The sequence below is a fragment of the Tenacibaculum geojense genome (assembly GCF_042676005.1).
Taxonomy (GTDB): Bacteria; Bacteroidota; Bacteroidia; order Flavobacteriales; family Flavobacteriaceae; genus Polaribacter; species Polaribacter geojense.
The window spans coordinates 15360-28888 of the sequence record NZ_JBHTJR010000026.1 but is presented as its reverse complement, the minus strand read 5'-3'; the positions used below and the strand labels follow the sequence as shown (position 1 = coordinate 28888).

General features: G+C 26.9%; 11 protein-coding genes. All 11 read left to right on the top strand.

Going from position 1 to position 13529, the window contains the following annotated elements; translation table 11 throughout:
• On the top strand, nt 1-293 hold a 293-nt coding region (locus ACFQ1U_RS05070), incomplete at its 5' end, for a hypothetical protein (protein WP_386105986.1).
• A gap of 128 nt (nt 294-421) precedes the next feature.
• Nucleotides 422-865 carry a DUF3592 domain-containing protein gene (locus ACFQ1U_RS05065; protein ID WP_449343024.1) on the top strand — a complete coding sequence of 148 codons (444 nt, stop codon included), beginning with the start codon at nt 422-424 and terminating at the stop codon, nt 863-865.
• 472 nt (nt 866-1337) lie between these two features.
• Entirely contained in the window at nt 1338-1550 is a 213-nt protein-coding gene (locus ACFQ1U_RS05060) for a hypothetical protein (RefSeq protein ID WP_386105984.1), read from the top strand.
• Between the two features lie 457 nt (nt 1551-2007).
• Entirely contained in the window at nt 2008-2355 is a 348-nt protein-coding gene (locus ACFQ1U_RS05055) for a hypothetical protein (protein ID WP_386105982.1), read from the top strand.
• A 163-nt stretch (nt 2356-2518) separates the two neighbouring features.
• Nucleotides 2519-3652, top strand: coding sequence for an alpha/beta hydrolase-fold protein (locus ACFQ1U_RS05050; RefSeq protein WP_386105980.1), 1134 nt, complete (start codon nt 2519-2521; stop codon nt 3650-3652).
• Between the two features lie 140 nt (nt 3653-3792).
• On the top strand, nt 3793-5430 hold the full coding sequence (locus ACFQ1U_RS05045; RefSeq protein WP_386105979.1) for a hypothetical protein: 1638 nt from the start codon (nt 3793-3795) through the stop codon (nt 5428-5430).
• Between the two features lie 701 nt (nt 5431-6131).
• A complete protein-coding gene (locus ACFQ1U_RS05040) occupies nt 6132-6617 on the top strand; it encodes a hypothetical protein (RefSeq protein ID WP_386105977.1) in 486 nt (161 codons plus the stop codon).
• A gap of 503 nt (nt 6618-7120) precedes the next feature.
• The gene (locus tag ACFQ1U_RS05035) at nt 7121-7513 is read left to right on the top strand and encodes a hypothetical protein (protein WP_386105975.1); all 393 of its coding nucleotides are present in this window, start codon (nt 7121-7123) and stop codon (nt 7511-7513) included.
• A 172-nt stretch (nt 7514-7685) separates the two neighbouring features.
• Nucleotides 7686-11120 carry a T9SS type B sorting domain-containing protein gene (locus ACFQ1U_RS05030; protein ID WP_386105973.1) on the top strand — a complete coding sequence of 1145 codons (3435 nt, stop codon included), beginning with the start codon at nt 7686-7688 and terminating at the stop codon, nt 11118-11120.
• 618 nt (nt 11121-11738) lie between these two features.
• Nucleotides 11739-12446, top strand: coding sequence for a hypothetical protein (locus tag ACFQ1U_RS05025; RefSeq protein ID WP_386105971.1), 708 nt, complete (start codon nt 11739-11741; stop codon nt 12444-12446).
• A 187-nt stretch (nt 12447-12633) separates the two neighbouring features.
• The gene (locus ACFQ1U_RS05020) at nt 12634-13377 is read left to right on the top strand and encodes a TlpA family protein disulfide reductase (RefSeq protein WP_386105969.1); all 744 of its coding nucleotides are present in this window, start codon (nt 12634-12636) and stop codon (nt 13375-13377) included.
• Nucleotides 13378-13529 lie beyond the last annotated feature (152 nt).

Here is a 13529-nt window from a genome sequence, read left to right as displayed (position 1 = left end):
AGTTATTTGATGGAAAAGATTTATCAGTAAAAGGTAACAAATTAAAAAATGAAATAGAAAAATTATACATTTCAAACAAAAAATTATTCAATAATTATTCTGAATTAGAAAACTATAATGAATTACATTTTAACACCAGTAATATTATTGATAAAAACGGTAATGAAATTAAATATTTTCAAGATAAATTATTTAACAAACCAGTAATTGATGTGTTAGAGTATTTAGAAAAATTAAAACTAGAATTAAACACCTTTCAATATATATTTTTTAATACAGTAATTCAATCCTAACTTTGAAACTAAACCTAAAAAATTGGTAAATAGGAATTATTCCAACTATTTTTATTTGTGTAATATTACCTTTACTAATATACTTTTCTTTATGGTTAATTATAACAGGTATAATTGGAAGTTTAAGAATGTTACTTAGTAAGAAATGGACACGAACTAGTGGAAAATTAATAAGTTCCGAAATCAAATATAAAGACTTAAGTGATGAAAATCATAGACATAGAAAATACGTAAAAATTAAGACATATGTTTATAAGGTTAATAACGAGTATTTTTCATCCAATCAAACTCTTGCATCTGATTCACTTTTTTCAAAAGAATTCAAATCACTAAAAAAAAACATGAATAAAGAAAACACAGAAAAAATCTTAAACTCGTTAAAATCTGGAAAAAAAATTGAAAATATTAAAGGAGATTTAATCACGGTATTTTATAATCCTAAAAAACCACAAATTGCATGTTTAGAAAATAGATTTGAAAAGAAAATATTTATACAAATCATTATGGGATTGATATTTGGAACTGGACTTATGTATCTTTCATATTATTTATTAAGAAATATAATTGAATAAATACTATGGCTAACACCGTATATAATTTATTGCTTGTTTTAACTTACTTACGAAAGTCCTCGCAGACTTTCTTGGTCAGTAATTATTTACTAAATTAGTAGCTTAAACCATGCAACAAACCATATACAACAACGTTGCCATTCATTGGCCAAAATTACTCACAATCTAGAAAATTATGAAAAAAATACTAAACTTAATAAAAGCATTTATCCCATCAATTTTGTTTATTATATTAGGGATTTACATATTGAAAATAACTGATTCTATTTTAGGAACTATAATTGGAATTTTAAATATTACATTTTTTGGAATATTAATATTTTGGGCAACTTTTAAAATTTATAAAAATTTCACTTAATAGCTGAATGAAAATAATAACGGATTTTTTAGCAATTTTCGATTTAAAAATGTGAATTGAAAAATATTGAGAAATTTTGAGAAATTTTGAGAAATATAATACAGATTATATATTATGAAAACACAAACAAAATCGATAATTATTGGTGGATTATTTGGAGGAATTTCATACGCACTTGGAATGGCTGGCTTCGAATTTGTTGATGGTGAAAATTTTCAAATTTGGAAATTTATATTTCACGCTTCATTTTTCGGAATATTTATGGGGTTTCTGGTTAATTACAATTTAAGAAAACAAAAAGGAAAGGAAAATAAAAAAACTGAATAAAAACAACGAAATGGCAACACCGTATATAATTAATTGCTAGTTTTAGCCTACTTATGAAAAAAATACTGCAAATAACAATCTTTCTACTTTCAAACGGAATTTTTGCGTGTACTTGTGACGAGCCTAAAGTTACCGAAAAGTTTGTCGAATCTGATTTTGTTGCAAAAGTAATAATTGTAAAAATTATAAAAACGAAAGTTCAAAAGAACTTTACAAAGCTGATATTGTAATTAGTGAATTATTCAAAGGAAATGAATTAAAATCCATCTATGTTGTTGGAAGAAGTGATGGAGGAATTGGAAGTTCTTGTGCCATTTTTATTCCCGAGAATACTGAATTAATAGTTTATGCTCGAAAAAACAAAGATGGTAAATATAGTGTTGGAATGTGTTCTGGCTTACTTTACCTAAACAAACAGAACTTAAAAAAACAAAAAAGAGAGTTAGATATTTTAAAAATGTTTAAATCCAAGAATATTGACTTTACTGATAAAATAAATTATAGAGAAAAAGCAAAACTTCATAAAGATTTAGAGCAATTTAAAGGAATTGAACTTGAGAAAAGTTATGGAATTTATGAAATAACATTTGCACAAGACTTGACTATAAAAAACGTGGCTGAAATTAGCGGATTTAAAAATTCAATTGACGAAAAATTAATTGAAATAATCAAAATAACCGAATGGACAAGTTTTTACAAAGGAATGAAAGATAAAGTTCCTGAAAACAGTAAATTATTAATCGGAATTTATTATTGTCCAAAAGAAAAAGAAAATCCGAGTTTTTTAAGTCAATATTATCTATGAAGAATAACTGGTGGCAACAATGTATAACCGCAATTACGGCGGATTCGACTACCTCCGAATCCACTCGAAATTGCTTACGCTAGTGAATTGAAGAAAATAATAACTAACTTAACCCGCAACTGACGTTTATACGAGACCGCTAGCAAATATTTGAATAAAAAAAATGAAAAAAACAATACTAATTATTTTGAGCTTATGCTCATTATTGACAAACGCTCAGCAATTAGAACGTTATAAAAAGCTAAAAGACACTGTATTAATTTCAAAGTTTTTGAATTATGAAAAGTCTGTTAGTATTTATGTCCCTTTAGAATGGCAATCTAATATTAAAAAAACATTCCCTCTAACAGTAGTATTTGACAGACAGAATACAAGAATAGAACAACACATTATTCACACTATTGATTTTTTGACATCAACTGATCAGATGCCTTCAACAGTAATAGTTAGCGTAAATAGTAAAAGAAATAAACGTTTTATAGAAACTAGCTACCCAAAGAATAACGAAAAGGGGCTCGCTGAAAAAAATAAAGATTTTTTGTTTAAAGAATTAATACCATTTACAGAGAAAAACTTTAAAACTAATACCTTCCGACTATTTATAGGACATTCTCGTTATGGATATTTTGTTTCTGATTTGTTTGCAAATCATACTAAAGATTTAAATGCGGTAATAGCAATAGAGCCATTTTTTACAAGCCATAAGATTAATTTATTAGAAGATTTTGAAGCCATCTCGCTTAAAACGGTAGATTGCCACAAATACTATAGGTATACTATTGGACGAGATAGTCATTTACAATTCAACCCTGCGCAAGAGACATTAGCAAAAATAAATAAACCTAAGATTAACACTAAAGGAGCATTATATCCTGAATCAGACCATTTTGCAATTCCCGCTTTAACAGTCTCTAATGCCTTATATGATATTTTTGAATTTTGGTCCAGACAGCAAAATAATTTACGTTATACTGAATTTGGAATTGATGACATAGAAAAGCTACAGCATAAAGTAAGAAAACACTATGGAGAAAATTTAACATTTTCTCTATCTGTACTTTACGGAATGGGCTTCTCCCATTACAATAAAAATGAGTATGCCAAATCTATTAAAGTTTGGAGTAAGTTTTTGGAATATTACCCCAATTTTAGCCAGGCATATTTAAACATAATGAAAGCAGAAAAAAAGCTCAACTTAAATACAGAGCATACTATTTTAAAGTTTAAGAATAGTCTCAAAAATTCTGATTTCTACACCGATGATAGAAAAATCGAAATGATAAAATCGTTAGAATAAACATTTGCTAACAATAGCTATAAGTAATTGCTTGATTTCGTCTACTTCTGAAAATCCTCGCGGATTTTCAGTTTGGTGTGTACTTGCAAAGTTAATTGCTAAACTACTCATAGCCGAAACGTGACATAAACTTAAAATAAATGAAATATCTAATTAAATTATTTTTAATTCAATCTGTTTTCTGTTTCTCTCAATCTAGAAATGATGTATTTCCTTTAATTTCTAAAATTTTAGATGACAGTAATGAATACAGACTTACTACTGAAACAATTAATAAAATATATTTAGAAACTAACTATAGTTTTTCAAATTTTAATCAAAAATATTATAAAGTTAGTTATCATCACCCAACTAAAATAACTGATATAAAATATGGTTTATATGATATAGAAAAAAGAAAAATAGCTATCCCAATCAACTATTATAGGATAAATGAAAATAAGAAGTATATTATCTTAGAAAGCAATAATAGTAAGTACACTTTACTAGATAAAAAATTAAAAAAAATAGTCGAAGACGAATATGACAAATATTATTTTAATGAACATTTCATATTATTAAAAAAAAATAATTTAGAAGGAGTTTATTTCTTTTCTTGTAATTGTTTTAAAATACCAATGGTATATTCAGATATAAAATCTATTATTTATCACAGAGGCTTTATTGCAAAAAAAAATAGTGAAATTGAATATTATAATGAAAAAGGAGATTTATTATTTAATGAATTAAAATCAGTTACTGAATTTGGTAATAAATTTAAAAATGAAAGAACAGGAAAAAGAATAATCTTAAAAGATAAGAACAATTATGTTGGTCTTTATGATAATATATCGCATAAATTTATTATCCCTATGAAATATAAACAAATAAACGAGACTTACTTTGGTGACTTTATAGTAAAAAAGAATAAAAAATATGGTGTATTAAGCAAACGAAAAAATGTTCTGATAGATTTTAAGTACGATTCAATAAAACACCCTATACCTTTTTACAATTTCGATAAAATAAAAAATGATAGTATCATAAAATCTGACCTCCTTTTTATAGCTTCAAAAAATGGTAAATTTGGTTTAGTAAATAAGAATGGTAAAAATATAGTTGACTTCAAGTTTAGTTATGGTGAGTATTTAAATCTTAACTTCTATAAATTAAAAAAAGGTGGAAAGTATTTCATATTTAATAAAAATGGAAATAAAATCACTGAAAAATCATTTGATAATGTCAGAAGCTTTATTGCCACAAAAAATGATATAATTGCTCCTGTTTTCAATAAAGGTTATATGAGCTATATAAATCAAGATGGTATACTGACAGAAAAAAATAATAAGAAAACTACTGCATCTGGATATGGAAGTGTAAAAGAATTATATGAACAATTTGTAATCGCCTTAAAAGAAAAAGAGGATTCAAAATTATATGATTTTTGTAAAAAACTGGTTCCAGACGAATATTCTATTGATTACTTAGAAAGAGCGGAAATAAACATTAGAAACATTCCAAATAAAATTAATAAATCCCATCTAGAACAAATTGTAAATAATAATTTCAAAATACTTTTAGAATTTAAAAATAAATTAAAAAACAACAATCATTTAGAAGATTTAAAATACGTAAAATTAAGTAAAGGTCAAGTGTATATAAAAATTAATAACAAAAACATACAAGCGACAGATGGAACTGGTCGTTTAATAAGTGGTGATAAAAATTACTCTTTTAAGTTAGGTGAATTATTAAATATCGATGGTTTTTGGAAAAGTTTTACGAAACCATATAATTAACTAATTATATAAAAACAACATACAACATTGGCTATAATTAATAAGGGTTTTGTGTTTAATTCAAAGTTTAATGTATTTTTATAAAGTTCGCCAAATCTTTTGATTTGGCTTTTAAAATGTAAAGCAAAATAAAAAGTTTTGGCTAAGTACTTAATCGGAAAGTAATCGCTTATTTATTCCCTTACTAATCATAGCCGAAACCGTTGTTTTTAATACTTAAGGACAATACTCAGACATGGAAAACTTGAATGAATTAGCTCCTTCTCTACTTTTTTTATCAAAAAATTACGATTGATTTTCTAACTGTGAAAATAGAATTAATTCCCTTTGAAAACAGACAAAATAATCACTAAAAAGACTGACTTAATCTTGAAAACAGATTTGAGTTGAAAAGCTGAATAATCAAAACTTTGAAAACAGAATTTACTCGTTAGATAAAAAACTGTATTAAAAAAACGACTAAATAAGGATTGAATAATACTTTGTACTATGATTTGAAAAAAAATTAACTGAAATGAAATTAATTACGATTTGATTTTTATAAAAACGGTATCATGTCGGTGTACAAAAAATAACAATGGCCAAAAAACATTGCTCATATTCTCCTTGCAGGAAAATACTCGGATAACTTCAATCTTTTGTTATATTTACAGTCAAACACCTAAAATCGCAACGTAAACGTTATGCTTAATTTCAAAAAAATGATGAAAAATTTACTATTTTTAATTCTATTTATTCTTGTAAGCTGTAATCAAGAACCTAAAAAAAGTATTGATTCCATAAAAATAATTGAAAAATCAAGCAGTAAGGAGGAATTTCTTGAGAAAGAATTAAATGTTTGTAAAGATTTAGATATAGCTATTGAAAAAGCTAAAACAGAAAACAAACCTATTTTTATATATTTCACAGGACGCGGGTTGCCTTTAAATAACAACGTGAAATCTAATATTTTACTAAAAAATGAAACTACTTTCAATCTACTAAAAAACAATTACATAAATGTATGGTTATACGTAAATGATAAAATAAACGGACGAAAATGGATTGAATATCAAAAGAATAACTTTAAATATATTGCTCAACCTTATTTCTGTATTTTAAACTCTAATGGAATTATTATATCAAAAGGAATAGATTATGAGAATGCTTATAAAAATCTTGAACAAGAATTAAAAAAATATATTTAAGAATTTATTTTATGTCTAAAAAAAACAGAATACTTCTTATTTCAAATTTTTTAATAGTTCTCAGCTTTTGTATTTATTAAAATTACAGATTAAAAGAAGCTCTTAACTTATATAAGTTATCACGTTTGAGACAAGATGAATTAACATGAAAGGAACAAATTTTAGTTTCATTAAATTATATGAATGAAACTGGATTTGCTCTTACTTCTCTGACAATATTATCTTTAGTTTTATTCATTATTAATTCTATTTATTTAAAATATTATAGTGACACAAAATACTGGTTATTGAAATCAATACTTTTTCTATTTATCACTTTAGGTTTGTCGATTTCATATATAGATTTATTAATAAAAACAAACAACTAAGCATAACAATGGCTAAAATTAATACAGGTTTTGGTGCTTAATCCGAAATTAAATACTAGTTTAATACCGTACTAACCTTAGCCGAACCGTTGTACGAAAGCTGAAAACAGAATGGAATTAAAACCTGAAATCGGAATGAAAAGAACCGAAGTAGAAAATATTTTAGGAAAACCTGACATCGAAAGAATTGATAAGGACAATGAAAATTGCCTGATTTTAGTGTTTAATAACCAAAAATTACGGTTGACTTTTTATGAATGTGAAAACAGTCGACTTGGATACATAGAGACATCAAATCCAAATCTAACATTTGACGGAATTAAAATTTTAAACACGAATATTGATTTTGCTAAAACTGACATTTTTGGAGAAATGATGGATGAATGGGAATTGGAAGAATATCATTCTTTTTCCACTCATTTTAACGACAAATATTGGCTGACTTTAAACTCGGAATTTGAATCCGTGACAAACTTGGAATTAGGTGTTCCATTTGAAAATGAAGAAGACTATAAGTGGCCAAATTAAAAAAGAAAAAAAACCAGTGCACAACAATGTATAACAGCAATTATGGCAGATTCGACTACGTCCGAATCCACTCAGAATTGCTTAAGCTAGTAAATAACTAAAAACTTTTGGCTAAATTAGCCCGATAACTGACGGGTTATACGAAGCCACTGGAAATAAACCTGAAACCGAAATGAAATTTAAACTATTTATACTTATTTTAATATATTCTATTTCTAGTTATTCTCAATGCTTTGATTGTGCGAAAAATATTGGCCAACATACAGATGACTCGGCAGTTGATATAGAGAAAACCATTGATGGAATTGTTTATGCTGTAGAAGCCCAATGGAAATCAACAATTAATAAATACGATTTTAATTGTAATTTGGTTTGGTCGATAATGTTAAACTCAGACTATACAAATGTTGAGGCAATCACAAGTGATGAATTAGGAAACATCTACCTTCTAATTCAATATACCATTAGCCCCAATGCAGGATCGGGGCCTTGGGATATTGATGGATTTCAGATGTTTCCAGGTATAAATTTTTTCAAACTAAGCCCCACTGGATTAATATATTGGTCACAACATATTGATCCTCGTACTGGGTATGAAATGCAAAATATCCACTATTTTCAGGGTCAGTTGTTGGTTACTGGTACATTTTATGATAATCTTACTTTTATTAATGGATTAAATTTTAATTACCCATACACCGATCATCCTAGAGCTTTTATTGCTAAATATGATACCGATGGTAACTTTATAGATGCCAATAATTATGGGAACGGTGTCGAAGATTTTAAATATTCCGAATTTGACAACCAAGGAAATATTTATTTAACTAGCTCTCACTACAACAGTCAATACTCAAACATTAGCAAATTTAATTCATCACTTCAACTAAGTTGGTCTACAGAATTATCCAATTCAAATACAAATGATACAGGTATCTACGTGCCAAATGGACTTAGATTCAATAGTGAAAACAACATGCTTTATGTTTGGGGTAAAATAAGTCAAACCACCACAATTTTAGGAAACAGCTTTTTTGTTAGCAATTCAAATGGTATATTTCAAAGTGTATTAACAGAATTTAATACAACAACTGGTGCACTAACAAATTTCAAAAGATTTGATAACAACTCAGGATATGCTAATAACTCTTCATCTGCTGTTAGATTTAGAAGATCAGCTTACATGGCAGAAAAAAATGGATATCTATATGTTCTTACAAGTTTCAGAGGCAATATGATTTTCCCCAACGAAACTATAACTAGCACAATTAATAATATTAATGGTGGAAGTTATTCAGAAGATTTACTTCTATTTAAAGTAAACTTGTCAGATTTTTCTAGTGAATTCGTAACGAAATCCTCTGGTATTCCTAACCTTAGTTTTCAGGTATCCGACCTTCCGGGCCCAATTGTATTCAATGAGGATGACTTATACTTAACCGCAACTTTCGGTAGCAAACCTATGCAAATCAACAGTTTAACCATTAATAATAACAGTGGCAATAATGACCCAGATGCGATGTATTATAAATTTAACATTAGTCAAAATTCAAGTGGGTTAGTGTCATTTAATAACACATGTTTATCGACTTCTACAGAATTTAATATAAATGGTGATTTTGATTCAGTTTTATGGAATTTTGATGACCCATCTTCGGGTTTAAATAATACATCTACGTTAACAGATCCAAGTCATAATTTTACAAGTTCTGGAACCTATAATGTCTCCGCTTTGGTTACATGTGGTTCTGAAACAGAAACAATCGAAGTTGAGGTTATAATATCATCAAGTCCCACAGTTAATCAAATTAATAATTTGTATAGTTGCGAAGACAATTTTGGAAGCCAAATATCCAGTACTTTTGACACATCTTCAATAGAAAATAATTTAATTGGAAATCAATCAGAACTAAACATAAAATACTTTAATTCTAATGGTATTGAATTACCTAGTCCATTACCTAATCCAATGACGAATTCTATTCTTGGACAAGAAACTATTACAGCTAGAGTTGCATACAATAATAATTTAACTTGCTTTACAGAAATAACCTTTGACCTAATAGTTAATCCTTTACCAGAACTTAATGAAGTTAATGATATTTTTGCTTGCGATGATAATAATGATGGAATTGCTGATTTCGATATTAGTAACCTTGAAAGCATTATTTCAGATAACCAATCTGGAATGATATTAGAGTTTTTTTATGAGAATGGTCAACCACTACCTAATCCATTACCGAATACTATTCAAAATATGGTTCTTAATCAAGAAACTATTACAGCTAGATTAACTGACCCAAACTCTAATTGTTATAACGAGAGCTCTTTTGATTTAATAGTAAACCCTTTACCAGAAGCAAATCAGTTACAAATAATTTATGGCTGTGACGATAATAATGATGGAATTTCAGAATATTTTGACACCTCTAATATTGAAAGTCAAGTCTTGAATGGACAAACAGATAAGTTAGTAAGTTATTTTGATCAAACCGGTAATGAATTACCAAACCCTTTACCAAATCCATATACAAACTCTACTGCTTTTAATGAACTAATAACCGTTAGGGTTACTGATAATAATTCAACATGTTATGCAGAAACAACTTTGCAATTACAAACTATTACACAACCAAACATAAATCAACCTAATAATTTGTATGCATGTGACCAAGGGAATGGTTATGCTGAATTTAACACATCGAATATAGAACAACAACTAATAGGAAATCAAACTGGGTTATCAATACTGTATTACGATTCTTATAATAATCCACTTCCAAGCCCTTTACCTGTATTATTCCAAAACACAGAACCTTTTTCTCAAACAATAAATGTTAGAGTTGAGGATGTCTCAAATCCCATTTGTTATTCTGAAACATCTTTTGATTTAATCGTAAATGAACTACCTGAAATTAACTTAAAAGATGAATATTATCTATGTAATTTAGAACTATCTATTTCACTAAGTGTAAATTCTGGTTTTAATTCATATGATTGGTCTGATCAAAATGGTACTTCTATTTCTAATACATATACCGTAGAAATAACGGAAGAAGGTAGCTATACTCTAACTGTTACTCGAATTGAAAATGGTATTGCCTGCGAAAATTCTTTTGATTTTACTCTTGTTCGTTCAGTTTTACCTGAGATACAGCAGATTAATTTTGGAGAATTGGGCAATAATTATATTGAAATCATTGCATCTGGTGACGGAGATTTTGAATATTCAATTGATGATATAAATTATCAAGATAGTAATTACTTCTCTAATATTAAAGGTGGAATTTATACAGTATTTGTTAGAGATAAAGATGGTTGCGGACAGGATTCAGAAAAAGTTACAATAATTGATTATCCAAAATTCTTTACACCAAATAACGATGGTTATAATGACTTTTGGCAGATAAATGGTATTATCAATTTTCCAAATTCAGAGACCATAATTTTTGATAGGTACGGAAAACCATTAGCCAGAATCACACCAAATGATTTGGGTTGGGATGGATTTTATAATGGCAAAAAAATGATATCAAATGATTATTGGTTTAAAACAAACCTTGGTAACGGTCGAACCTTTTATGGGCATTTCTCACTGAAAAGATAAAAGCCAGTAGTCAACAATGTATAAAAAACAACAGCGGTTTAATCACTAAAACGAAACAAAGTAAATATTGAATAGGCATGTTTAACCTAAATATTAGTACATGAAAACCTGTTAATATTTTTATACGAGACCGTTATGTACAATATAGAATAATCGTACAAATCGTTAATGAAGTAACAGGTCAATTTCAAATTTCAACTGGAATAAAAAAAGAAAATTAGAGAATTTAGCTTTAAATAAAAAAACTAAATCTATTTAATTTGTAAGTTCATTAAAGTTTGAAGAAATTGAAATGTTGGAAAACTATCTTTTCTCAAAAAGACCTTACATTTTATTGAGAGTTTTTGGGCACTACTCTACTTCGTATGACTTAACTTTCTTAAGAAAACTTCCATCTTTAAGAAAATTTTCTACTGACTGTTCAATAAAGGCAAATGGAATTGAAACTGTTAGTGAACTAAAAAATCAAAAAATTCTATGGTACCATGGTTTTCTCAACTTGAAAACCTATATCTGAAAAGTCTACAAAAAGGAATTGAAGTTATTAATTCATTAAAAAATAAAAAAAAGGGTAACAATTTACCGAACTACAATACATATTGTAAAGAATTAAAAATTATGAACAATAAATTTATACGAATTTTAGTAATTGTAAATGGAATTTTACTTCCAATTTTCATTCTTTACATCATCTGTATAATTGCAATTGAGCAATATAAACAATTTCAAAATGAAATAATAGATGATTACTCTTTTGAGTCAAAAGAAACAACTGAAAAACATTTCGAAATCAAATACTCTTCTCCAATCAAATTACCAAACTCTGATTTCTACTACGTAGCAGTCGAAAAGGAATTTGAAGATAATTATGGATATATTGGTTTGGACATAAAAAATATTGGAAATATGGTAAGAATGAATACCATAAATATCATCTTTTTAGATAAAAATTTTCAGAATTCAGGAAAGCTATTACCTGAAAATGCATCTATAAAAAGTATGTATATTCCTAAACGAAAAACTGAAAACTCTAAATTACATAATGAAAAAAGTCATATATCATACTTCATAGCAAATTCGGACACAAACAATGACGGAATAATTGACCGATATGACCAACATTATGTATATTTATCTGACATAAACGGTCATAATTTAAATAAGGTTACCGATAGAAAAGTTAAAAATTATCAATGGATAAATAATAACAAAGAATTGCTTTTAACTTTTGATAATACAGAGGAACCAAATAAATTAGAATTCGGAATTTATAATATTGACTCTAAAGAAATAAGAGAAACAAAAAACATCAACCCAGCTGAATAAAAAAATGTAAAATAATTAATAACCTATTAAATTTTAGGGTTTACTGACCTAGATTTAAAAAATTATGATTCCAAATGGAAGTTTCATACTAAAATTTATTAAAAAGTAAATAATATGTAATTAATTATAGCTTAATTAACTCGATGAAAATTCAATTTTATTAATAAACATTCATAAACATCAGAAAATGCCCCCACCTTCTTTTTTAATTAAAAAACATACACGAAACATTGGTTTAAAGTTGAGAGAAATAATAAAATATTACATAATTGGGTTCTTTTTAATCTATTTAATAATGTGTGGTATTTTCTTTTTCTATTTAACACAAATAAAAACAATTGATATTGATACCAACATACCTTTATATAAACTAGAAGATCAATTTAAAGAAAAAAAATCATTTGATGATTTTAAAGGTAGATACTTATTGGTTGATTTTTGGTTTTCAGAATGTAAACCTTGTATTGATGAAATGAAATACTTTCCTGAATTATTAAAAAAATATAAGTCTAATTTGACCATATTAAGTTTAAGCATAGATAATAGAGATCTCACTTTAAAATTATTAGATAAAAAACCAAAACCATTTGAATTCATTGATAGTAATAACCCTAATTGGATATTTCAAAATGACAATCTTAAAGAAAATTCTTACGTTAAAAAGTTAGAAATTAATAGCTTTCCAACTTATTTATTATTTGACAAAAATGGGAGGTTAATAAGTTCACCAAGTAGCGGTATAGCTGGAGTAGAATATGAAATAGGTGGATTGTTGGACATGAATTTAACAATTAAATCAAAACAAGCTTTTTTCATTAAGTTTTTTGGCTTAATAATTCCTTACACAATTTTATTTTGTGTAATAATAATCATAATAAAATTTCTCAATCGATTTAAAAAAAATAGAAATACTGATAATATACAACCATGATTAAGACCGATTCAATTAAGTCCGAATCCATCTGAAATTAATAAGATTAGCGAGTAAAACAATAACTAAATTACCCCTCATAAGACGTTTTAAAATTAGACGAAACTTCAAACTTAAGTCTTATTGAATTATTTTGTGTTTAAATTAACTTG